The sequence below is a fragment of the Amycolatopsis sp. NPDC104775 genome (genome assembly GCF_055583325.1).
Genome location: NZ_JBVJOE010000007.1, coordinates 227,976 through 250,917, shown reverse-complemented (window position 1 = coordinate 250,917; position 22,942 = coordinate 227,976). Strand labels below are relative to the sequence as shown.

Below are 22,942 nucleotides of genomic sequence, written 5' to 3'. Positions count from 1 at the left end.
GTTGTGGGGGGGGGGGGAGGGGGGGGGGGGGGGGGGTGGGGAAAACCACGGAGGGGGGGGGGGGGGGGGGGTGTGGGGGGGGTGGGAGAGGGGGAAAGGGTGCCTTGACAACCACCCCCGAACCGCAGGAAGGCTTCGTATCGGGGTGCAGGGAGGGGGCTGGGTGCCTGGGTTTGGCGGGGTGGGCTGGCTGCGGTTTCGTGGGGTGGGTGCGCGGGGCTTGGGCGCTCGGGTGCGTCGGGTTCGCGGGCGGGGGTTGGCGCACCGATGCGGCATTGGGTGCATGGGACGCACCCGAGCGGCGGTGCGGGGCGGGTCGTGAAGGGCTTCTTGGGGGATCTAAGTACGTGAAGGTGGCCCTCACGGACGGTTGCCGGTCGTGAGGGGTCCCCTGAGGGAATCAGAGTCTTTTAGGGTTCCCCTCACCGACAGCGGGCGGCGGGGGAGCGGCCCAGTGTCGCGTGTGGACAGTCAGGGGGACGGCGGGTTGCCGTGTCCGCGGGACTGGCGGATGATGGGCGGCCAGTCCCCGTCCTGTTCCACCGCAGCCCCGGAGGCACGCGATCGCCGGCAACGCCGCCGAACCCGGGCGCACGGTCCTGAGCCGCGCGTTCGCGGTGCTGGATTCCTTCCTGTCCGGCCGACCCGAGCAGACTCACGGCGAGATCACCCGGGCGACCGGGCTCGCGCCTGCCACGGTGCACCGGCTGCTGGCCGAATTGACCGGCTGGGGCGCGCTCGAGCGTACCGGCCGGGGCCGCTACCGGATCGGGCTCCGGTTGTGGCAGCTCGGGGCGCAGGCGCCGGGCGGGCGCGAGCTGCGGGACGTCGCGCTGCCGTTTCTGCAGGATTTGCTGCAGGTGACGCACGAAGTCGTGCATCTGGTGGTGCTGGACGGAGACCGCGCGCTGTACCTGGAAAAGCTCGAGGCGCATCCGGACGTCGTCGTCACCTCGCGGGTCGGGCTGCGGCTTCCGCTGCACGCGACGGGGCCGGGCAAGGTGCTGCTCGCGCACGCGCCGCCGGAACGCCTCGAAGCCGTCCTGTCGGGCGGCGGGCTGGAGCGGCGGGCCAGCGGGACGATCACGGATCCGGCGCGGCTGCGGCAGGTGCTGGCCGAGGTCCGGCTGCAGGGGTTCTGCATCTCCCGCAACGAGATGACCGAGGGCGCGTCGTCGGTCGCGGCTCCGGTGCGCGGGCCGGGCGATCAGGTCGTCGCGGCGATTTCCGTGGTGGTGCCGAGCTGCACGCCGAATTTGTCGCCGCTGGTGCCGGTGGTCCGGATGGCGGCGCTCGGGGTCACGCGGGCATTGCAAGGCTGACGAACTTTTCCGCTGAGCGGAAGAGGGGCTGGGCGGCGCGGCGCCGGGCCTGGAGACTCCGGACGCCCGCTGCCGCACTGCCGAGGAGAAGTCCGTGAGCCCTGCCCCGACCGTTCGCGACGCCGCGTTCGACGTGCTGCGCCGGTTCGGCGCCACGACGGTGTTCGCCAACCCCGGGTCGACCGAGATCGCGCTGCTCACCGACCTGCCCGACGACCTCGAGTTCGTGCTGGCATTGCACGAGGGCTCGGTGGTCGGCATGGCGACCGGCTGGGCGCTCGCGAACGACCGGCCCGCGGTCGCGATCCTGCACACCACCGCGGGGCTCGGCAACGCCGTCGGCGCGCTCGCGACCGCCCGGGTCAACCGCGCGCCGCTGGTCGTGCTGGTCGGGCAGCAGGATCGCCGGCACCTCGCGCTGGAGCCGTTCCTGACCGGGCACCGGCTCGACGACCTGGCCCGGCCCACGCCGGTGTGGATCGCGGAACCGCCGCGGGCGCAGGACGTTCCGGGCGCGCTCGCCCGCGCGTGGCACGAGGCGCGCGAGCACCGCGGCCCGGCGCTGGTGATCGTGCCGATGGACGACTGGTCGGAGCCGGCCGCCGTCGACGAGCCGCTGCCCGCCCCGGCCAAGGTGGTCCGCGCGAACGCCGCCGAGCCCGAGGTGCTCGCCGAGCTGGCGGAATTCCTCGGTGCGGCAAGCAATCCGGTGCTCGTGGCGGGTGCCGGGGCCGACGACGCCGCATCGTGGCGCGGGCTGACCGCGCTGGCGGAGAAGCTCGCGTGCCCGGTGTGGCAGGAGGCGTTCGCCGCCCGCGCCGGGTTCCCGCAGGACCATCCGCAGTTCGCCGGACATCTGCCGCCAGGCCGGGCGGAACTGCGGAAAGCGCTGTCCGGGCACGACGCGGTGCTCTCGGTCGGGGCGCCGGTTTTCCGCCAGTATCCGCGGGAGCCCGGACAGCTGACCGAGCCGGGCACGCGCATCGCGGTCGTCACCGACGATCCGAACGAAGCGCACCGCAGCCCGGTCGACCTCGCCGTGCTGGCGCGGCCGTCGGCGGTGTGCGGGCCGTTGGCCGAACTGGTTCCGGCGCGGGAATCGGGTCCGGGAAAGATCGGCCGGACGGTCGAGCTTCCCGGGAAACCGCAGGACGGTGCGCCGCTGGGGCCGGAGCACGTGTTCGGCCTGCTCGCGCGCCGGTTGCCGAAGGATACCGTGCTGGTGGAGGAATCCCCGTCGAGCCGTCCGCTGTTGCACGCGCTCGTCCCGGCGCGCGAGCCGCTCGGGTTCCTCAGCGCGGCGATGGGCGGGCTGGGCTTCGGCATTCCGGCGGCGATCGGGCTGCGGATGGGTGGGCTGAAACGTCCGGTGGTGGCGGTGATCGGGGACGGTTCGTCGCTGTACTCGATCCAGGCATTGTGGAGCGCCGCGCACTACGGGGCCGGTGTGCTCGTGCTCGTCCTGTCCAACGGCGGCTACGCGATCATGGACAAACTCGCCCGAGGGCACGGCGAACGCACTGCCGGGGGCGGAAAAGCGCCGTGGCCCGGGTTCGGCGAGGTCAGTGTGAGCGGGCTCGCGAAGTCGCTCGGCTGCCCGGCGCGGCGCGCGGAAACCTACGAAGAACTGGAGTCGGTGATGAACGAGGTGCTGCCGACGCTGGCCGCGCGTACGGAGCCGTTGGTGCTGGAAGTGGCGGTGACGGCATGACCTTGCCCGGAAACGGATGGCAGGGCCAGATTTTCTCCGGCGGCTGGATCCCCGGTGGTGGCGGCGAATATGACGCGGTCGAACCGGCCACGGGGAAGACACTGGCCCGGGTCGGCGCGGCAGCTCCGGAGGATGTCGCGAAGGCTGCGGCCGCGGCGAAGGAAGCGCAGCGGGAATGGGCCGCCCTCCCGTACGACCAGCGGGCACGGGTGCTGCGCCGCGCGGCGCGGCTTTTCGAGGACCACGGCGACGAGATCGACGAATGGCTCGTGCGCGAATCCGGTGCCACGCGGGCGTTCGCGCAGTTCCAGACCCGCGCGGTCGCGGCTGAGGAATGCCACGAAGCCGCCGCGCTCGCCGCGCATCCGTACGGGGAACTGTTGCGTTCCAGCCAGCCCCGGCTGTCGATGGCGCGCCGGGTTCCGGCGGGGGTGGTCGGCGTGATCTCGCCCTTCAACGCACCGGTGATCCTGTCGATCCGCGCGATCGCGCCCGCTTTGGCGCTCGGCAACGCCGTGCTGGCGAAGCCCGACCCGCGCACGGCGGTGTGCGGCGGCGTCGTGCTGGCCCGGATCTTCGAGGAAGCCGGTCTGCCCGAGGGATTGTTCCACCTTCTGCCCGGCGGTGCGGACGTCGGCGCGGCGCTGGTCGAGGATCCGCTGGTGCGCGTGATCGCGTTCACCGGCTCGACCAGCGCGGGCCGCCGGATCGCCGCCGCGGCGGGGGAGCGGCTCAAGCGCGTGCACCTCGAACTCGGCGGCAACTCGGCGCTGGTCGTGCTCGCGGACGCGGACGTCGAACAGGCCGCGTCGGTCGGCGCGTTCGGTTCGTTCAACCACTCCGGGCAGATCTGCATGGCGACCGGACGCCACCTGGTCGCCGCGGAAATCGCCGACGATTACGCGGCAGCGCTCGCCGAACACGCGGCCAAGCTGACCGTCGGAAACCCGGCGAACGGCGACGTCGCGCTCGGTCCGCTGATCGACGCGGGGCAGCGCGACCGCGTGCACTCGGTGGTCACCGGCAGCGCCGAGGCCGGGGCGAAGATCGCCACCGGCGGCACCTACGAAGACCTGTTCTACCGCCCGACCGTGCTCACCGACGTCCCGCTCGCCGCGCCCGCATACGCCCAGGAGGTGTTCGGCCCGGTCGCCCCGGTGGTGCCGTTCTCCACTGTGGACGAAGCGGTGCGGCTGGCCGGCGGTACCGAATACGGGCTTTCGCTGGGCATCCTGACCCGGGACGCCGCGCGGGGGCTGGCGCTGGCCGAGCGGATCCCGTCCGGTCTGGTGCACGTCAACGACCAGACGGTCAACGACGAAGCCCTCGCGCCGTTCGGCGGGGTGGGGGATTCGGGCACCGGTTCCCGGCACGGCGGCGCGCAGGCCAACCTGGAGGCGTTCACCGAAACCCAGTGGGTCACCGTGCGCGGCGACCTTCCGCAGTACCCGTTTTAACCGCAGTATTTCGACCAGGTCCCCTCCGACGACGCAGGTGATGACATGACGGTCTCGACCGATCCCCGGGCGCGCTACGCCCGCTGGGTGGCCCCGCTGTGCTGGACGGCGGTGGCGCTCGAAGGGTTCGACCTGGTGGTGCTGGGCGTCGTGCTGCCCGCGCTGCTCAAGGACAAAGCCTGGGGGCTCGACCCCAACACGGCGTCGCTGATCTCCGTGGTCGGGCTGCTCGGCGTCGCGGTCGGCGCGTTCGCGATCGGCCCGCTCAGCGACCTGTTCGGCCGCCGCGGGATGATGCTGCTGACCGTGATCAGCTTCTCGGTCTGCACGCTGCTCTGCGCCTTCGCGAACGGGCCGTGGCTGTTCGGCGCGCTGCGGTTCCTGGCCGGGCTCGGGCTCGGCGGCGTGCTGCCGACCGCGCTGGCGCTGATCACCGAATACGCGCGGATCGGCCGCGGCGGCAGCGCGACCACCGTGCTGATGACCGGCTACCACGTCGGCGCGGTGCTCACCGCACTGCTGGGAATCCTGGTGCTGCAACGGTTCGGCTGGCAGTGGATGTTCGTCATCGGAGCCGCTCCCGCGTTGGTGCTGGTGCCGCTCATGGTGAAATTCCTGCCCGAGTCGAAGGCGCTGGAGCGGGCGAAGGAAGCGCGGCGCGCCCGGAATCCGCTCGGCGTCCTGTTCCGGCACGGCTACGGCCGCGCGACGATCGCGTTCTGGGTGACGTCGTTCATGGGGCTGCTGCTGGTGTACGGCCTGAACACCTGGCTGCCGCAGATCATGCGCGCGGCGGGCTACGAACTCGGCGCGGCACTGGCGCTGCTGCTGGTGCTGAACGTCGGCGCGGTGCTCGGCCTGCTGGTCGGCGGCCGAGTGGCGGACCGGATCGGCTACCGCCGTTCCAGCATCGCGTGGTTCGCCGCGGCCGCGGTGTTCCTGGCGCTGCTGAGCATCAAGCTGCCCGGGGCGAGCGTGTACGTGGGCGTGCTGCTGGCGGGGGTCTTCACCTTCAGCTCGCAGGTGCTGGTCTACGTGTACATCGCCCGCGTGTACCCCGCCGAGGCACGCGGCACCGGACTCGGCGCGGCGAGCGGGATCGGCCGGTTCGGCGCGATGTCCGGGCCGCTGGTGACCGGGCTGCTGCTGTCGGCGGGGCTGGCGTATCCGTGGGGCTTCTACCTCTTCGCGGTGGTGGCGGTGATCGGGGCGCTCGCGATCGCGGTGGTGAACCGGGACCCGGCACCGGATGCCCCGGTGGACAGCCCGGCGCCGGACGCGGTTCCGGCGCCGGAGGGCTGACCTATTCGGCGGTCGTCCGGGCGATGCGGTCGCTGTCGGTGTCGTAGTCGAAGAGCTCGGCGTACCGGCCCCAGTCGATGGCCGTGTCGAGCTGCTGCCGGGCGTCGGCGGCGGAGAAGCCGCGGCGGAGCAGGTCGAGGAAGAACTCCGCGCGCAGCGTGCCGTCGGAGCTGGCGGTGAGCGCGTTGACGATCGTGCGCACCAGCGGCGCCCGGTCGCGGACCTGACCGGCGAAGATCTTCTTGCTGGTCTGGATGTCCGCGGTGGTGAAAGCGGTGCCGACCGGGGTGAGGTGCAGGTCGCCGCCCGCCACGAACAGGAGGTCGAGCAGGGCGGCGGCGTCCACGAGCGGCAGCAGGTCGTCGACCTCGAAGCTGAGTTCGGCGGCGAGGTCCGGCAGATCGGCGTGCCCGCCGCGGGCGTGCACCAGCTCCACGAGCCCGGCCAGCCCGCCGACCGACGCGGGCGGCAGCGGCCGTGCGGTGGGCGTGGCCTGCGCGGGTTCGACGGCCGCCGGGTCGCGTCCGGTGAGCAGGTCGTAGAGCCGCTCGACCAGCGCGGCGAACGCGGGAGATTTGCGGTCGCGCGGGCGGGCGAGGTCGATCTCCACTTCCGCGCGCAGGGTGCCGGGGTTGGCACCGAGGACGAAGACGCGGTCGGCGAGCAGAACCGCTTCTTCGATGTTGTGCGTGACGATGCAGACCGCTTTCGTCGGGAAATCGTCGCGCTGCCACAGGCTCATCAGCTCGGTGCGCAGGTTTTCCGCCGTCAGCACGTCGAGCGCGGAGAACGGTTCGTCCATCAGCAGGACGTCCGGTTCGAGCACGAGCGCGCGGGCGAAGCCGACGCGCTGCCGCATCCCGCCGGAAAGCTCCTTGGGATAAGCGGATTCGAAGCCGTCGAGACCGATCAGGTCGATCGCCCGCAGCGCCTGCTCCCGGCGCGTTTTCGGCGGGACCCCGCGCGCGGCGAGGCCGAGTTCGACGTTGTCCTGCACGGTCAGCCACGGCATCAGGGCGAAGGTCTGGAACACCATCGCCGCACCCGGATTCGCGCCGTCGAGTTCTTCTCCGCGATAGCGCACGGTGCCGCGGGTCGGGCCGATCAGCCCGGCGATCGTGCGCAGCAGCGTCGATTTCCCGGAGCCGGACCGGCCGAGCAGCGCCACGATCTCGCCCGCGCGCAGGTCGAGGGTGATGTCGTCGAGGACGCGCAGTTCGTCGCCCGCGGAACCGGGGAAGCTTTTGCTGACGTGCTCGGCGGACACGAGGACTTCGGACATGGGAATACCTTTCAGGACAGGGAGAACCGGCGTTCGGCGAGGCGGTAGAGCCGCCGCCAGAAGAGCCGGTTGAGGCCGACGACGTAGAGGCTCATCACCGCGACGCCGAGCAGGATCCGCCCGGAGTCGCCGGAGCCGGTGGCGTCCGCGATGTACGCGCCGAGGCCGGTCGCGGTGAGCGTGACCCCGTTGTAGGACACGATTTCCGCGACGATCGAGGCGTTCCACGCGCCGCCCGCCGCGGTGATCCCGCCGGTGACGTAGCTCGGGAAAATCGCGGGCAGCACGAGCCGCCGCCACCAGAGCGCGCGCGGCAGCCGCAGGCTCGCCGACGCCTCGCGCAGGTCGTGCGGGATGGCCGAGGCGCCCGCGATGACGTTGAAGAGGATGTACCACTGCGCGCCGAGGCTCATCAGCAGGATGCCGCCCCAGTCCAGGGAAATCCCGGTCGCCACGAGCACGGCGGCGATGAGCGGGAACAGGAAGTTCGCCGGGAACGACGCGAGCACCTGCACGACCGGCTGGGCGAGCCGCGACACGCGCGGGTTCATCCCGATCCACACTCCGATCGGCACCCACACCAGCGTGCCGAAGACGACCAGCGCCACGACCCGCGCGAACGTGATCAAGCCGAGCAGCAGCACGTGGCCGATCTCGCGGTACCCGGTGGTCTCGCCGATGAACAGCACCGCGCGCACGGCTCCGTAGCTGATCAGCCCGAACACCACGACGCTGAACACGATGTCCGCTGCTCGCCGCCGGGCGGGGGAGAAGCGCAGCGGGTACTCGGCGAGCCCGAACACCGCCAGCGCGCGGTCGAGCGGGAACACCAGCTTGCCGAGCACCCGGCCGAGCAGCGCCGGGATCCGCGACCGGCGCAGCAGGTCGAGCACCAGGCTGCGGGGTGCTTCGGCGGCCTCGGAGTTCTCGATGCGGAACCGTTCCGACCACGCCGTGAGCGGCCGCCAGAACAGCACGTTCACGCCGACCACCAGCACGACCATCACGCCGACGGCCAGCAGCACCTTGCCGAGGTCGCCCTCTTCCGAGGCGGTCGCGACGAACGCGCCGATGCCGGGCAGCGCGAACTTCTGGTTGTTCACGCTGAGCGCTTCGGAGGCGGTGAGGAAGAACCAGCCGCCGCCGAAGCTCATCATCCCGTTCCAGACCAGCGGGATCATCCCGCTCGGCACGTCGACGCGCCAGAACCGCTGCCACCGGGACAGCCGCAGCAGCCGCGAAGCCTCGTCCAGGTCGCGCGGCTGCGACACCAGCGAGTGGTGGAACGCGAACGTCATGTTCCACGCCTGCGAGGTGAAGATCGCGAAGATCGACGCGCATTCCAGGCCCAGCTGCGAGCCGGGGAACAGCGCGATGAACCCGGTGATCGTCACCGACAGGAACCCGAGCACCGGCACCGACTGCAAGATGTCGAGCGCGGGCAACAGGATCTTTTCGGTACGCCGCAAGCGCGCTGCGGCCGTCGCGTAAACGAAGGTGAAGCCGACCGAGAACACGAGTGCGACGAACATCCGCAGCAGCGAACGTCCGGCGTAGTAGGGAAGTTCGGCCGGGTCAGTGGACACTGTGGACGGTGCGGTCGCCGGAGTCCACGCCGTGGCGGCACCGTGCGCGAGCCGCACGATCAGCCACAGCGCGGCGGCGGCGCCGAGGAACACCGCCACGTCGGCGAGGGTGCGGCGGGGCCGGACGAGCGCGCCGCGGGTGGGGAAGGTACGCAGCATGGTCTAGTTCTCGCTGTCCTGTTCGGAGTAGGAGAGTTCGGCTTGCCAGCGCACGCTGGTCACCGACGGTTCCATGGACAGCCGGCTCACCGCCGACTCCATCTGCTTGTCGTCGCGCTGGTCGGCGGACAGTTCGGCGCGCACCTGCACCTGCCCGGCAGTGTCGGTATTGGTGCTGGTGACCGATTGCAGCGCGAAATCCGTGCGTGCCAGCGCTTGCACGAGCAACGCGCGCACATGCGCTTCGGCGTCGTCCTTGGTCACCGCCAGGAAGGTGTACGAGGTCGGGGTCTCGCGGCCGGTCGCCGGACGGCGGTCGACCACCCGGCCGAGCGGGCGCAGCGCGATGTTCACCGCCATCACCACGGCGGTGCCCGCGACGGCGGCGGTGTACAGCCCCGCTCCGGCGAGCGCGCCTACGGCGGCGGAGCACCACAGCGTCGCCGCGGTGTTGAGGCCGCGCACGGTCAGGCCTTCGCGCAGAATCACGCCCGCACCGAGAAAACCGATTCCGGAAACGATTTGCGCGGCGACCCGGGTGGGGTCGGCGCTCGCTCCGCTGAACCCGTGCGCGGACAGCAGCACGAACAGCGTCGCACCGGCCGCGACCAGGGCGTTCGTCCGCAGGCCTGCCATCCGGGCGCGGTATTGGCGTTCAAATCCGATCACGGTGCCGAGGCCCACTCCGGTGCCCAGGCGCAGCAACATCTCCGCAGTCGTCATCTGCGCTCCCACTGGTTGTCGCGAAAAGTTCAGAAAAAGGGGTGAAAAGACTCAGAAAAGGACGGTTACCACCACGTACGTTGGCGGGCGTATCCGCGTTTCGCCACCTGGGCGGCCAGGGCGTACCCGATCAGGACGAGCACCAGCCACAGCAGGTAGCCGGCGGGCAGCGCTTGCATCCGCAGCGGTCCGGCGAGCGGCGACAGCGGCACCAGCAGACCGGCGAGCGCCGCGGCCGCCGTGGCCAGCACGACCGGGCGGCTGGCGCGCAGCGGAGTGCCGCGCCCGCGCAGGACCAGCACGACCAGCAGCTGAGAGAGCAGCCCCTCGACGAACCAGCCGGTCTGGAACAGCAACGGGTCCGCGCCCGCGCCGAAGACGTGCCACAGCACGGCGAACGTCGCGAGGTCGAACAGTGACGACAACGGGCCGAAGACGAGCATGAAGCCGGTCAGCCCGCGCGCGTCCCAGCGGCGCGGACGGCTGAGGTAGCCGTCGTCCACCCGGTCCCACGCCAGTGCGAGCTGAGCCAGGTCGTAGAGCAGGTTCGACACCACGAGCTGGATCGGCAGGATGGGCAGGAACGGCAGGAACGCGCTGGCCGCGAGCACCGACAGCACGTTGCCGAAGTTCGACGCGGCGGTGATGTTGACGTACTTCAACGTGTTGCCGAGCGTCCGCCGTCCTTCGGCCACGCCGCGCGCGAGCACGCCGAGGTCGCGTTCCAGCAGGACCAGGTCGGCAGCGTCTTTGGCCGCGTCGGTGGCAGTGTCCGGAGCGATCCCGACATCCGCGGTGCGCAGCGCGGCGACGTCGTTGACTCCGTCGCCGACAAAGCCGACCGCACGGCCGTTCTCCCGCAGCGCGGTGACCACGCGGGCCTTGTGCGCAGGCGTGAGCTTCGCGAAGACGGTGGTGTCCTTGACGATCTCGCACACTTCGGCGTCGTCCGCGGCTTCGACCTGACGGCCGAGCACGACTTCGCCGACCGGGATGCCCGCCGAATCCGCGACGCGCGCGGCCACGTGCCGGTTGTCCCCGGTCAGCACTTTCAGCGCGACGCCTTGCTCGCCAAGGGTTTTCACCGCGTTCACGACGCCGTCGCGGACCGGGTCGACGAATCCCACGAAACCGACGAGGATCATCTCGTTCTCGTCGGTTTCGTCGAATCCGCCGAGCCGGTTCTCGACTTCCCGCGCGGCCACGGCGAGCACTCGCATGCCGTGTTCGGCGTACGCGCGCACCAGTTCCTCCGCGCCGATCCGGGCCGCGTCGTCGAATTCGGTGACGACGCCGTCGCGGCGGGCGTGGCTGCAGCGCGGCAGGATCTCGTCCGGGTCGCCCTTGCTGATCAGCAGGTGCTCGCTGCCGCGCCGGACCACGACGCTCGCCCGGCGGCGCGCGTGGTCGAAGCCGATCTCGGCGACGCCGGTGAACAGCGCGTCGGCGACCAGGTCGTCCTCGCCGTCGAAGAGGGTCTCGATCGCTTCGTCCAGCCGGTCGTGCCGGTCGGCCTGGAACCGCACGGCCAGCCCGGCGTACTCGGCGGCTTCGCCGTCCGGGCTGCCGGAGTAGTCGACGCTGTGCGCGTATGCGATCCGGTCCTCGGTGAGCGTGCCGGTCTTGTCCACGCACAGCACGTCCATCGCGGCGAGGTCCTGAATGGCGTTGAGCCGCTTGACGATCACCTGCCGCCGGGACAGCGCGGCCGCGCCGCGGGCGAGGTTCGTGGTGACGATGACCGGCAGCATTTCCGGCGTGAGGCCGACCGCGACGGCGACCGCGAACATCCCGGCCTGCGCCCAGTCGCCGGTGACCGTGCCGTTGACGACGAGCACGATCGGCACCATCACGAGCATGAAGCGCACGAGCGTCCAGCCGACGCGGCGCACCCCGGCGTCGAAGCTGGATTCCGCGCGCGGCTCGGCGGATTGCCGGGCCAGCGCGCCGAAATAGGTCTCGCTGCCGGTCGCGGCCACGACCGCGGTGGCCGTTCCGCCGACCACTGACGTACTCGCGAACCCGAGCGCGGGCGTCTCGACGAGTTCGTGGTCCTCGTGCTTCCCGGGCCGCGGTGCCCGCTTCGCGACCGGCAGTGCCTCGCCGGACAGCGCCGACTGGTCCACCACAAAGTCTTTGGCGGCCACAATGCGCACGTCAGCCGGGATTACGTCGCCTGGCCCGAGCAGCACGACGTCGCCGGGCACGAGGTCTCCCGTGGGCACCTCGCGCTCGCTGCCGGGAAACTCCGCCGAGGCGCGCCGGCGCACCGTGACAGTGGTGGTGATCTGGTCGCGAACCGCCCGGATCGCCCGCTCGGACCGCGCGTGCTGCCAGTAGCGGAGGCCGATGCTGAGCACGACCATCACGCCGACGGTCACCGCGCCGCGCAGGTCGCCGACGACCGCGAACACCACGCCGAGCGCGGTCAGCAACGCGACGAACGGGCTGCGCGCGGCGTCCCAGACGCGGGCCGGCGCCCGGAGCGTGCCGTCGATGCGGTTGTCGCCGAAGCGGTGCAGCCGTTCGGCCGCTTCGGTCTCGGTGAGGCCTTTGGGCGAGCTGTCGAGATTCCGGAAGAGAGTGAGCACCGGCGCGTCACCGTGGGCGCGCAGGGCGGGAAAGCGGGTCATGGTCGTCCCATCGAGGTCAGCTGGGCGTCAGCGGACCGCGCGGGTTCGTCCGGGACCTACCCGGCAGGCCGGGTTTCCGCGCGGTCGTGCCGACTACTTCCTTCGCCGGTCACCCGGCTCACCTCCTTCGCAAGACTCAGCGGCCGGCGTTTCGCGCCGGCCGGGGACCAGTAGAGCGCAGATCACGGAAACAGTCAAACACTTGTGCAACTGATGGGGGCTAAGTCACCCTGGAGCCCTACCCGAGAGGATGTCCGTCGTGTCCACCCCATCCCAGCCCCCGCCGGAACCGCTCCCCGCCGACCTGCTGCAGGACGCCGCCGCGACGTTCGGCCTGCTGTCCGCGACCGTGCGGCTGCACCTGCTCTGGCTGCTGTCGCACGGGGAGCGCGACGTCGGCACGCTCGCCGACGAGACCGGCCAGACCGTGCCGACCGCCAGCCACCACCTGGGCAAACTGAAACTCGCCGGCCTGGTCCGCGCCCGCCGGGAGGGCAAGCGGCAGGTGTACGTGCTCGACGATCCGCACGTGCGGCACATCGTCCAGCTGGCGGTGCAGCATCACCAGGAGCTCTCCGGCGAGGCCGGGCGGCGGAGCAAGGGCGCGTGATCCGGTCCGGACGTAGAGTCGGGCCATGGCCGAGCTGAACTTCTACTTCGACCCGGTGTGCCCGTTCGCGTGGATGACCAGCAAGTGGGTCCGCCAGGTCGCCAGCCAGCGCTCGTACTCGGTGGACTGGCGGTTCATTTCCCTGCGGTTGCTCAACGCGCACCTGGACTACTCGACGCACTTCCCGCCGGAGTACGACGCTTCGCACACCGCCGGTCTGCGACTGCTCCGCCTGGCGGCAGCGGTGCGCGACGCGCACGGTCGCGAGGCGGTCGGTCCGCTGTACGAAGCGCTGGGGGAGCAGAACTTCGCGAGCGGTCTGGTCGAAGACACCGCCGAGGCTCGTGCGGCGCACGGAACGCGTTCGGCCGCGGCGTCGGCCCTGTCGCGGGCTGGACTTCCGGAGTCGCTGGCGGATGCGGTCGAGGATTCGCGGTGGGACGCGGAGATCCAGCGGGAGACGGATGAAGCGCTTTCGCTGACGGGGAAGGACGTCGGGACGCCGATCCTGCACTTCCAGCCGCCGGAGGGAGTGGCGTTCTTCGGGCCGGTGATCAGCCGCCTGCCGTCCGATGCGGAGGCGGTGCAGCTGTGGGACCACGTGGTGGGGCTGGCGCGGTTCCCGGGGTTCGCCGAGCTCAAGCGGAGTTTGCGGGAAATGCCGCAGCTGCCGTCGTTCGGGGTGGCGGCGGGGGAGACCGGGAGGGAACAGGATTGGCACGGCGGGAGCCGGAGGCTGAAGAAGTAGGCGGCGAAGGGCGAGCCATGGAGCCGGATCAGTCGGCTGAGAGCACCAAGTGGACAATCCACGGCGAACGCCTCGTCGACGACACGCGGCGCTTGCGCCTCAGCGTCGCTTCCGTCGAACTGCCGGATGGCGTGACCTTCGAGCAGTACGTCCTGCGCATGCCGAAGGCCGCCATGATGGTGGTTCTCGACGATCCCGGCGCCTCGGTGCTGATGATGTGGCGGCATCGCTGGATCTTCGACCGGTGGGTGTGGGAACTGCCCGGCGGATACGTCGACCCGGACGAGAACCCGGCGATCACGGCGGCGCGCGAGGTCGAGGAGGAGACCGGGTGGCGGCCTCGCACCAGCGAGCCGCTGGCTTCGCTGCAGTCGAATGTTGGCGTCGCGGACAACGAAAACCTGCTGTTCCTGCCCCGGGGCGCGGAGTACGTCGGCGGCGAGATCGACCTCAACGAAGCGGAACGGGTGGCGTGGGTGCCGTTGGCGTCGGTGCGAGAGCGGATCGCGAACGGCGAAGTCCTCGGCGCTGCCTCGTTGGTCGGCTTGCTTCATGTGCTCGCGTTCCCGCCGAGCGCGCACTGAGCGAGTAACCGCGGCGTTTCCCCCCGATACCGAACAGAGCACGCACATCGGCAGAATTCGGGCGGGTGCCACTTCGTCCTCGGCCTACACCCACCCTCACGCCCGGTCACGGCAACTGTCGACTTCGTTACACCGTCGGACAATTTCAACCCCCGAACGCGCGAACCCTGACACACTGGAGGTAGACGACAACTCCGGGAGTGTCCATGTCGCGCGACAGCTATCGGACAGTTCGCACACCGGACGGCCTCGATCTGGCCAGCACCCTGACCGAGCCGGACGGGAAGTCTCGCCGCGCGGTGGTGCTCGTGCAAGGCGCGAGCGTCACCCGCGAGGAAGGCGGCTTCTTCACCCGCCTCGCCGCTGGCCTGGCCGAGTCGGGCATCGCCTCTCTGAGAATCGATCTTCCCGGGCACGGCGAGAGCGAAGGCCGCCAGGAAGACCTCACGCTTTCCATGCTGCTCAACGTGATTCGCGGCAGCATCGAGCAGCTGTCCGATGCTGTCCCGGGCGTGCGCACGTCGCTCGCGGCGGCCAGCTTCTCCGGCGGCGCCGCGGCGTACTACGCGGCCAAACGGCCGGACGACGTGGAGCGCCTGATTTTGTTCAATCCGCTCATCGATTACCGGGTGCGGTTCATCGAGGAGAAGTCCGCGTGGTCGGCCGACGGTTACCTCGACGACGAGGGCGCCGCCGACCTCAAACGCCAGAACTATCTCGGGCACGGGCCGGGCTTCCGGCTCGGCCGGGCGCTGCTCAACGAAGCGTTCTGGTTCGAGGCACGCGAAAGCCTTCCGCGCATCACCGCGCCGACGCTCATCGTGCACGGCACCGAGGACACGTTCGTCCCCGTCGAATCGTCGCGGGCCGCGGATCGCGAGCTGACCTGCGAGCACCGGCTGCTCCAGCTCGACGGCGCGCAGCACGGGTTCGCGGTGCCCGACGATCCAGGATACGCCGATCCGCGGACCCAAGCGTGGCAACGGCAAGTCGTCGGCGAAGTCCGGGAATGGCTTCGGTAACGCGTTAGCTGTTCAATGCCTCCCGCAATTCTCGCACCTCCGGGCGGTTGTGCCACGGCTTGAGCACTCCGACGACCCGGCGCAGTTCTTCCTTGGTGCGGCGGGAGTTCGTTTCCGCCGCGCGGCGGGCGGAGACGAGCGCGGTTTTGGCCGCTTGGTCGGGTTCGCCGGAAAGGGCCAGCGAGTTCGCCATGAGGGACAAGAAAAACCCGTAGTCGCGGCGGGAGAACCGGTTTTCTTTCAACGTCTTTTCGTACAGTTCGACCGATCGGCGCGGTTCGCCCGCTTCGGTGTAGCAGATGGCGGTCTGCATGTTCAGCAAAGTCGCGTTGAAGTGCGCGCCGAGCGGAGAATCGGCCGGACCGGCGTCGTCGAGCAGTTTCCACGCGACGTCGAGTTTGCGGTTCACCTCGTCGGCCGTCGCGCCGAGCATCGCTTCCGCGCGGGCTTCCTGCTGCGCGGCCTCGGCCTGGAGCCGCCGGGGGAGCGACCAGGGCCCGCTGCGCACCGCCCTGGTCAGGATGAGCATCCGCCGCGGATCGCGTTCGTCGTAGGCGACCTGGGCTTTTTTCAGCAGAATGTAGCCCTGCATCGTGCTGTCGCCCGCCGCCTGCGCCCATTCCATCGCGCGGTCGTGCCAGTACAGCGAATCCTCCCGCTGCCTGCGGTCCCGGTAAAGCCATCCGGCGAACTCCGCGCCCTCGGAACCGATTTGCAGGAGATCCCGCTGATCCTCGGCGGTCGCGTCGCGCGCGATGCGGTCGATGATGTCGAGCACGCCGAGCGTCATCGGCAGCGTTTTCGCCGGACCGCGTTCGCCGTCCTCCATTTTGTACTGGTCGAGCTGCCGCCGGAAATAGTGCGTGACGGTTTTGTCCATGTATCTGCGAGGATTCTCCAGCGCTCGCGCGACGTGCTCGGCACTGCCGATTCCCAAGGCGGGCAAAGCCGCGACCGGCAGGCCGTTTTTGAGCAGTGAGCGGCGGCTGAGCGGGCTCATGGCGTCCCATTCTGTGGTCGGAACCGCCGGCGGGGCCGCGTCGCCGAGAGCCGGCACGAGCCGGGCGAGGACGCTGGCCGCCACGGTGGCCCGGTCCAGCGGCAGCGCGACCGGCCGCCCGTCCACGACGACGGGCAGCAGAACGCTGGGCGCGGCCGGCGGCGGCCCGCTGAGGTCCGCCGCGGTGCCTTCCCGGAGCAGTTCCTCCAGCCGGGCGGGGCTGATGCGCAGAAGCCGGGCGAGCCGGTCGCGCCGGTGCGGGCGAGGCTCGGAGCGGCCGGATTCCCAGGCGCGGATGCTTTTTTCGTCGGCGGGGAGCAGCGCGGCGAGCTTTTCTTGCGTCAGGTTCGCCGCTTTGCGCGCCCGGACAAGTCCTTCTCGCCGTTCGCCCATGGGCGACACCCCTTCGCCACGACCCGGGGTCGTCAGATTACCGCAGGTCACCGCGAGCAAGGCAAGACGATTCGCTCGGTTGCCGCCCGCTTTTCTCCCGGTTTGCTGGCTGGTCCAGGCCACTGCCCGGCCTCATCGTGGTGGGGCGAGGCGAAGACACTTCCGAAGCCGAGAGGTGCATCGCATGAAGGCAGCAGAGACGCTCGGCGAGGCGACCCGCACCGGTCGCCCGATCGTGGTCATCGTGTGCTGTGTGCTCCTGCTGCTGGTCCTGGTCTCGATGTGGCTGTTCCGGGCACGCCGGCCGATCCCGCCCCCGCGCGGCCGTCCGACCGTCCGCGACCTGCAAGCCCGGCTGGACTACGAGATCCAGGCGGAGATCGAAGAAGCCCGGCTGGCCGAATTCCGCCGGACGGCCGAGGAGGCCGCCGCCGAACGCGCCGACGACGACACTGAGGTCATCCCGAAAGTCGAGGACACCGCCGTCTTCCCGGAGCTCCCGGAGGACGAGAACCCGCGAAAAGGGACGACCCCCGATAAGGCTCGGTGCGGTTAGGAGCGTCCCGCCCATCGCTCACCGCACCGTTATGCCTGCCCCAGCCTGGCGCGGCACGCCACCTCCCCTGGGCTGGGGCAGGCCTCATGCTCGGTCGACCAGGAGGCAGACCGCGCATTGGCCGCGGGTCACCGACTTCCTGGCGAGGGTCGAGGAAAGAGGTCCTGACAAAGCGTTGCGTACGACCAAGAGCGCGCCCGATGCCGCGGGCCGTGCGCGAATCCGCCCGCGTCCTGTATCAGCCGATGCTGTCCTGCACCGGATAGTCGATGACGATCGCACCGCCGGTGGAGTGGAGCCCCGGTTGGAGAACTGGCGACGGCACAGAACAGGTTGGCTCGCCTCAAGATCCGATGCGCCGCTGATGGCTCTCCTGCGAGCGGTCGCGCTAAACCTCATCGATCGGACCCGCTAGTGCGGGGGAGGAAGTCGGTGAAGCGCGGCGAGCCGGGCTCGTGCGGCAGGCGCGTGGCGCGCGCGGTGAAGCTGACGGCGTGGTACCACCCGCACAGCAGAAGCAGTTCGAGCAGTTGGAGTTCGTCGAAGAACGACGCGAGCTGTGTCCACAGGGCGTCGTCGATATCGGAACGCTCGTGCAGCGTGTCGACGGCGAGGATGAGCAGCCGTTCCCGCTCGGACGTCCAGCATTCGTCAGCGGGGCCGCCGTGCACCAGGGACGCCGACTGTTCGCGGGTGAGCCCGACCCGTTCGGCGAACATCGTCATGTGCACGCCCCATTCGTACTCGCAGCCGCACCGCACGCAGGTCCGGTCGATGACGATCTCGCGCTCTCGCATGGTCAGGGTCAGCTGCCTGCCCAGCTCATACCGGCCCCAGCCGTGCAAGGCGCTGGCCATCGGGAGGTTCCGGGCGAACATCCGGAACAGCCCGATCGGCGGGGTGTCCGCGGGCATCATGCGTTCGAGCAGCGTGCCTGCCTCATCGGCGTACGGCGGTTCCAGCGGGGCTATGCGCGGCATCGGCGCACCCGTCGAGGGTGTTTCGAAAAGAGAAACATGAGAAGGATGCTAGTGTTTCGGATAACGAAACACAAGGAGGAGCATGCCGACACCGCGTCCAGGGACGCCGGTTCGCGGATCGACGACCGGCCGCCCGATCATGGCCGCGATGGACCTCTTCGGCCGTCGGTGGGCGCTGCGCGTCCTCTGGGAGCTGCGTGCGGGTCCGCTCAGTGCGCGTGCGCTGCTGGCGCGGTGCGAGGGCCTGTCGTCCAGCGTCCTCTACCAGCGGCTTCGCGAACTCGCGTCGAGCGGAATCATCGCCCCGTCGCCTGAGGGCTACCAGCTCACCCGGCTGGGGGCGGCGCTCGGCGACGCGCTCCGCCCGCTCGGCGAATGGGCGGACGCCTGGGCGGAGGAGCAAGAGCGGGATTCCGCGGAGGAATGAAGGTCGCCGTATAACGACCTATACGGCATCGCGAGAAAGCATCGAGATCTCGATCCCGGCCAACCGCTCGGGACTCGCGACCACTTCGTACGCCTGGAGCAAACCGCCGCGGACCTCGATCCTGAGCACGCCCACCAAGCGCCCGGCCGGAGCCAGTACCAACCCGACATCTCCGTCGATCAGCGCGAGTTCGGCCAGCCGGGCGTTTCCCGCGAACAACTTCGTCCCCTCCGCGACCGCATCCGCGCCCCGCAACACGGAAGCAGCGCCCGGCGGCAGCATCGCCGGATCGGTGTGCCGCACGACATCCGGAGCCAGCACCGTCAGCAGTGTCGCCATGTCCCCGCCCCGGGCGGCCGACAGAAACGCCGTCACCACTTCCCGGTGCTCAGCCAGCTCTTCGATGGGCACCACCGGTTCCCCGCGCACTCGCGACCGCGCCCGGCTGGCGAGTTTCTTCGCGGTCTCGGGCGTGCGGCCGAGGATCGGGCCGACCGCGTCGAACGGCACCGCGAACAGGTCGTGCAGCACGAATGCCACCCGCTCGGGCGGGGCCAGCCGGTCCAGGACCACCAGGAGCGCACGCCCGACCTCCCCGGCCAGCAAGATCTCGTCCTCGGGAACAGAACCCCCGGCGGCATCGGGTATTTCGGAGACCGGGGTCTCCCGGCGGCCGCGCAGGGCGTCCAGGCACAGCCGGGACACCGCAGTGGTCAGCCAGCCGCCGAGGTTGTCGACTCCGGACGTGCGGTTCAGCCGCAGCCACGACTCCTGCACGACGTCCTCGGCCTCAGCCGCGGAGCCCAGCATGCGGTAGGCCAGCGCGTGCAGCCGCGGGCGCTCGTTTTCGAAGCGCCGCGCCAGTGTGTCGTCCATCGGTCACCTTTTCCCGTCTCGATCCGTCATGGGAGTGCCGGCCCGAGGACCAAGGACGAGGAGAGGAACCGGATGACCGTCATGCTAGCGCCTCTGCTGCATGTGGATTCGAGCGCCGACCGCGAGGCGTCGGTGAGCAGGCGGCTGGGCGCGCTGTTCGCCGACGAGTGGCGAAGAGGCGGCGGAATCGTGCAGCACCGCGACGTCTCGGCCGAGCCGGTGCCGCCGCTGTGCGAGGCGTACGCCCGGCTCGGCCGCCGAGTGGAGCGCAAGGGAGTGCTGTCGCTCGAGGACATCGCGACGCTGATCGCCGACGAAGACGAACAGCGCGAATGGGATTTGACGCTGCCGCTGGTGAATGAGGTGCGCGAAGCTCGCGCCGTGCTGCTCGGGGTGCCGATGTACAACTTCGGCGTGCCCGCGACGCTCAAGGCCTGGATCGACCGGATCAGCTTCCCCGGCGTGTTCGCGGACCCGGAAACCGGCCGGAAACTGCTGGCGGACAAGGACTTCGTGGTCGTCAACGCCCGCGGCGGCGGATACGGCCCGGGCACGCCGCGGGAGAAGTTCGAGTTCCAGGAGTCGTATCTGCGCGCCTACCTCAGCGACAAAGGCGCGGACCGGGTGACGTTCGTGTCCCAGGAGTTCACCCGGGTCGGCGACGTCCCGGCGCTGGACGGGCTCGAAGACCTGGCCGCCGCGTCACGCGCGGCGGCCAGGTCCCGGGTTGTCGAGCTGGCGCGGGCTATCCGGTGAGGTCGGAGCACTTCCGCGCGTCCGGATCCTTCGCCCCGCCCGGCGACCACCGCACGTTCGCGAACGACGCGGAGAACGGGCCGTCGGTGTAGACGAGGAACGGCGTGTCGATGCTTTCGAAGTCCAGCCCGCTCGCGAAGCAGGACAACGGGATCTTCACCGTCGACTTCTGGCCCGCGGGCAGATCGCCGAACAGCTTCGTCGCGTTGACCTCGGACGAGCACGGGTAAACGCAGTGCAAGCTGACCACCGTCCGGTTCACCGGCGGCGAATGCACGATGACGTCGAACTCGAGCGCGCCGTCGGCGTTGGGATACCCGCGCAGGTCGTCGGTGCCGCCGGGATGCTGCGAATACAGCTGTGCCGCGCCGGTGCCGGTCCACGTCGCTTTCAGGCCGTCGCCCTGGACGTTGACGTCGGCCGGCGCCACATTGATCTCCGGATGCGAGGCGGTGCCGTCGGGACCGATCTCGGTGCCGCCCCAGTTCGAGGCCGAGCCGATGAAACTCTTGTACGGCGCGACATCCGTGCGGTCGTAGATCGGCAGGTCTTCGGTCGCGGTGCCGCCGCCGTCGTGCGATCCGCAGCGCGCCGGGCCTTCGGTCTCGTCGAGTTCGCCGACGGTGGTCCGCTGGTCCGAGGTGAGGCCGTAGCCGAGCTTGAACAGCGGTTCGTAGCCGGGACTCCACGGGTTGAGCGGCGTCTGGCAGGCGCTCTTCGGCCACGAGTAGGACAGCTTGCCGCGGTACCCGCCGTGGTCCTTGCCGCGCACGAGCATGTCCGCGACGCCGCCGCCTTCGGTTCCGGGCAGCCACGCGGCGACGAAGGCGTCGGAACGGTTGAGTTCCTTGTTGACGTACAGCGGGCGGCCGCTGACGTACACCGTCACGATCGGAGTGCCCTTGCCGCTGACTTTGTCCAGTACCGCAAGGTCTTCCGGATACAGCTTCGCCGCTTCGAGGCTCTTCCGCTGCAGATCGCCGACGCCTTCCGCGTACGGAGTCTCGCCGACAACCGCGATGACAGCGTCGTAGCCCTTGGGGTCGACCGTTCCAGCGGGATCGAAGGTGACGTTGGCGGTGCCGAGATCCTCCTTGAGCCCGGCGAGAATCGAAGTGGCGCCGGGGAAGTCCGCGTTGGTGTTCCCGGTGCCCTGCCAGGTCAGCGTCCAGCCGCCGGTCTGGTTCGAGACGCTGTCCGCGCTCTTGCCGACCACGAGCACCTTCGCGTTGCGCGCCAAGGGAAGGACGTTGCCGTTGTTCTTCAGCAGCGTCTGCGACTTGCGCACCGCGTCGCGGGCGAGCGCCTTGTCCGTCAACGCGTCCGGCGAACCGGCATACCAGCGCTGCGACGGCTTGCGCTCCTCGAACAGCCCGGCGCGCATCTTCACCCGCAGGATCCGGGTGACCGCGTCGTCGATGCGCGACATCGGGATCTCGCCGCCGCGCACCTGCGCGACCGTGTTGGCGATGAAAGCTTTCCAGTCGTTCGGGACCATGACGACGTCGATCCCGGCGTTGATCGCGCGCGGACAGCTGGAGTTGGTGCAGCCGGTCACCTGGCCGATGCCGTTCCAGTCCGACACGACCAGGCCGTCGAAGCCCATCTTGCCCTTGAGGATCTGGTTGAGGACTTTGTCGCTGCCGTGGATCTTGCCCTCGTTGATGCCGAGGTCGGGGTTGGTCCAGCTGTTGAACGACGCCATGACCGTCTGCGCGCCCGCGGCGAGCGCGCCGTAATAGCCCTGGCCGTGCAGGTTGATCATGTCCGCTTCGGACGAGGCGTTGACGCCCTGGTCCTGGCCGTTGGTGGTGCCGCCGTCGCCGATGAAGTGCTTGGCGGTGCCGATCACGCCGTTCGGCCCGATGCGCAGCCGCGCGCCCGCCTGCAGGCCGTTCATCGCCTCGTAGCCGTAGGCGCGGGTGATGCGCGGGTCCTCGGAGAAGCCTTCGTAAGTGCGGCCCCAGCGGTCGTCCTGCACGACGGCGAGCGTCGGCGCGAACGCCCAGTCCTGGCCGGTCGCCCGGATCTGCCGCGCGGTCGAATTCTCGACGTCGCGCACCAGGCACGGATCGTGCGCCGCGCCGAGCGCGATGTTCTGCGGGAAAACTGTGGAGCCGTACACATTGTTATTTCCGTGCACGGCATCTATGCCCCAAATTACCGGAATTTTTGCCCGTGTGGCCTTCGCCGCGTCCCAATAGGAATCCGCGAGCTTGAGCCAGTCCTGCTGGCTGGCGTGCTTGTTCCCGCCCGGCCACGAGCCGCCGCCGTTGAGCACCGACCCGATCGAGTACTGGGTCACCTCGGCCGGCGTGATCGCGGCGATCTCGGGCTGGGTCATCTGCCCGACTTTTTCCTCCAGCGACATGCCGGAGACGATCTGCCTGATCCGCCGTTCGTCGACCGGGTTCTGCGGCATCGCGCTGCGCACCTTCGGCCAGTCTTGCAGCTGGGGCAGCGAGTTTTCGATGCGCGCGCAGCCGTTCCGGTCGAGCGCGGGACGGCCGATTTCCGGCTGGCGCGGGGGAGAAGCGGCCTGGGCGGCTTGGGCGGGGACGAGCCCGCCCAGGAGGACGAGCGCGGCGAGCGCGACCCGGTTCCGGGCGCGCGGGGAACGTGGAGGTCTGGCCATCGACAGTCCGTTCTGCGGAGGGCTGCCCGGAGCGGGCCCGGTGATCCTGGCCGGGCAAACCGGACTCCGTCAATCCGCCGACCGCAGTGGTTCAGTCCATTAACCGGACAGGAAACGGGACATTCGCGGGGCGCGGCGGCCTTTCGCCGGACGGGGATAGATTGATCGCGAAGGCACTGA

The 22,942-nt window shown here is 70.1% G+C and carries 19 protein-coding genes; 11 read left to right on the top strand and 8 right to left on the bottom strand.

Annotated features, from left to right (window positions below; all coding sequences use genetic code 11):
- The first annotated feature begins 617 nt into the window (after window positions 1-617).
- The 4 genes from ACZ63D_RS29485 (at window position 618) to ACZ63D_RS29470 (ending at window position 5,792) form a co-directional block, all read left to right on the top strand.
- Entirely contained in the window at window positions 618-1,322 is a 705-nt protein-coding gene (locus ACZ63D_RS29485; protein ID WP_465357622.1) for an IclR family transcriptional regulator, read from the top strand.
- A gap of 94 nt (window positions 1,323-1,416) precedes the next feature.
- Window positions 1,417-3,033 carry a thiamine pyrophosphate-dependent enzyme gene (locus tag ACZ63D_RS29480; protein WP_465357621.1) on the top strand — a complete coding sequence of 539 codons (1,617 nt, stop codon included), beginning with the start codon at window positions 1,417-1,419 and terminating at the stop codon, window positions 3,031-3,033.
- On the top strand, window positions 3,030-4,490 hold the full coding sequence (locus ACZ63D_RS29475; protein WP_465357620.1) for an aldehyde dehydrogenase family protein: 1,461 nt from the start codon (window positions 3,030-3,032) through the stop codon (window positions 4,488-4,490). The genes ACZ63D_RS29480 and ACZ63D_RS29475 overlap by 4 nt, the downstream gene beginning before the upstream one ends.
- A 45-nt stretch (window positions 4,491-4,535) precedes the next feature.
- Window positions 4,536-5,792, top strand: coding sequence for an MFS transporter (locus ACZ63D_RS29470; RefSeq protein ID WP_465357619.1), 1,257 nt, complete (start codon window positions 4,536-4,538; stop codon window positions 5,790-5,792).
- Between the two features lies 1 nt (window position 5,793).
- Here the strand turns inward: ACZ63D_RS29470 and ACZ63D_RS29465 are convergent, their stop codons facing one another.
- The 4 genes from ACZ63D_RS29465 to mgtA all read right to left on the bottom strand — a co-directional run bounded on the left by ACZ63D_RS29465 (window position 5,794) and on the right by mgtA (window position 12,175).
- Entirely contained in the window at window positions 5,794-7,074 is a 1,281-nt protein-coding gene (locus ACZ63D_RS29465; protein WP_465357618.1) for an ABC transporter ATP-binding protein, read from the bottom strand.
- Window positions 7,075-7,085: 11 nt separating this feature from the next.
- Window positions 7,086-8,819 (bottom strand): ABC transporter permease, encoded by a 1,734-nt coding sequence (locus tag ACZ63D_RS29460; RefSeq protein WP_465357617.1) that lies wholly within the window; start codon window positions 8,817-8,819, stop codon window positions 7,086-7,088.
- A 3-nt stretch (window positions 8,820-8,822) separates the two neighbouring features.
- Window positions 8,823-9,542 (bottom strand): MgtC/SapB family protein, encoded by a 720-nt coding sequence (locus ACZ63D_RS29455; RefSeq protein WP_465357616.1) that lies wholly within the window; start codon window positions 9,540-9,542, stop codon window positions 8,823-8,825.
- A gap of 65 nt (window positions 9,543-9,607) precedes the next feature.
- Window positions 9,608-12,175: a magnesium-translocating P-type ATPase gene (gene mgtA, locus ACZ63D_RS29450; protein ID WP_465357615.1), complete on the bottom strand. Its 2,568-nt coding sequence runs from the start codon at window positions 12,173-12,175 to the stop codon at window positions 9,608-9,610.
- A 250-nt stretch (window positions 12,176-12,425) separates the two neighbouring features.
- Here mgtA and ACZ63D_RS29445 point away from each other — a divergent pair, with 250 nt between their 5' ends.
- The 4 genes from ACZ63D_RS29445 to ACZ63D_RS29430 all read left to right on the top strand — a co-directional run bounded on the left by ACZ63D_RS29445 (window position 12,426) and on the right by ACZ63D_RS29430 (window position 15,139).
- Complete coding sequence (locus ACZ63D_RS29445; protein ID WP_465357614.1) at window positions 12,426-12,785, top strand: ArsR/SmtB family transcription factor; 360 nt, start codon at window positions 12,426-12,428, stop codon at window positions 12,783-12,785.
- Window positions 12,786-12,810: 25 nt separating this feature from the next.
- Window positions 12,811-13,533: a mycothiol-dependent nitroreductase Rv2466c family protein gene (locus ACZ63D_RS29440; RefSeq protein ID WP_465357613.1), complete on the top strand. Its 723-nt coding sequence runs from the start codon at window positions 12,811-12,813 to the stop codon at window positions 13,531-13,533.
- Between the two features lie 17 nt (window positions 13,534-13,550).
- The gene (locus tag ACZ63D_RS29435; protein ID WP_465357612.1) at window positions 13,551-14,117 is read left to right on the top strand and encodes an NUDIX domain-containing protein; all 567 of its coding nucleotides are present in this window, start codon (window positions 13,551-13,553) and stop codon (window positions 14,115-14,117) included.
- Between the two features lie 206 nt (window positions 14,118-14,323).
- Window positions 14,324-15,139, top strand: a complete 816-nt coding sequence (locus tag ACZ63D_RS29430; protein WP_465357611.1) for an alpha/beta hydrolase — start codon at window positions 14,324-14,326, stop codon at window positions 15,137-15,139.
- 4 nt (window positions 15,140-15,143) lie between these two features.
- Here ACZ63D_RS29430 and ACZ63D_RS29425 read toward each other — a convergent pair whose 3' ends face one another.
- Window positions 15,144-16,532, bottom strand: coding sequence for a helix-turn-helix domain-containing protein (locus ACZ63D_RS29425; RefSeq protein WP_465357610.1), 1,389 nt, complete (start codon window positions 16,530-16,532; stop codon window positions 15,144-15,146).
- A 184-nt stretch (window positions 16,533-16,716) separates the two neighbouring features.
- Here ACZ63D_RS29425 and ACZ63D_RS29420 point away from each other — a divergent pair, with 184 nt between their 5' ends.
- On the top strand, window positions 16,717-17,088 hold the full coding sequence (locus ACZ63D_RS29420) for a hypothetical protein (protein ID WP_465357609.1): 372 nt from the start codon (window positions 16,717-16,719) through the stop codon (window positions 17,086-17,088).
- A 395-nt stretch (window positions 17,089-17,483) separates the two neighbouring features.
- Here the strand turns inward: ACZ63D_RS29420 and ACZ63D_RS29415 are convergent, their stop codons facing one another.
- Complete coding sequence (locus tag ACZ63D_RS29415) at window positions 17,484-18,068, bottom strand: carboxymuconolactone decarboxylase family protein (protein WP_465357608.1); 585 nt, start codon at window positions 18,066-18,068, stop codon at window positions 17,484-17,486.
- A gap of 82 nt (window positions 18,069-18,150) precedes the next feature.
- Here ACZ63D_RS29415 and ACZ63D_RS29410 point away from each other — a divergent pair, with 82 nt between their 5' ends.
- Window positions 18,151-18,495 (top strand): winged helix-turn-helix transcriptional regulator, encoded by a 345-nt coding sequence (locus ACZ63D_RS29410; RefSeq protein ID WP_465357607.1) that lies wholly within the window; start codon window positions 18,151-18,153, stop codon window positions 18,493-18,495.
- Between the two features lie 18 nt (window positions 18,496-18,513).
- Here the strand turns inward: ACZ63D_RS29410 and ACZ63D_RS29405 are convergent, their stop codons facing one another.
- A complete protein-coding gene (locus ACZ63D_RS29405) occupies window positions 18,514-19,371 on the bottom strand; it encodes a sigma-70 family RNA polymerase sigma factor (protein WP_465357606.1) in 858 nt (285 codons plus the stop codon).
- A gap of 72 nt (window positions 19,372-19,443) precedes the next feature.
- Here ACZ63D_RS29405 and ACZ63D_RS29400 point away from each other — a divergent pair, with 72 nt between their 5' ends.
- Window positions 19,444-20,127, top strand: a complete 684-nt coding sequence (locus ACZ63D_RS29400) for an FMN-dependent NADH-azoreductase (RefSeq protein ID WP_465357605.1) — start codon at window positions 19,444-19,446, stop codon at window positions 20,125-20,127.
- Here ACZ63D_RS29400 and ACZ63D_RS29395 read toward each other — a convergent pair.
- Window positions 20,117-22,762, bottom strand: coding sequence for a glycoside hydrolase family 3 protein (locus tag ACZ63D_RS29395; protein WP_465357604.1), 2,646 nt, complete (start codon window positions 22,760-22,762; stop codon window positions 20,117-20,119). The two genes, ACZ63D_RS29400 and ACZ63D_RS29395, sit on opposite strands and share 11 nt — an antisense overlap.
- Between the last annotated feature and the right edge of the window lie 180 nt (window positions 22,763-22,942).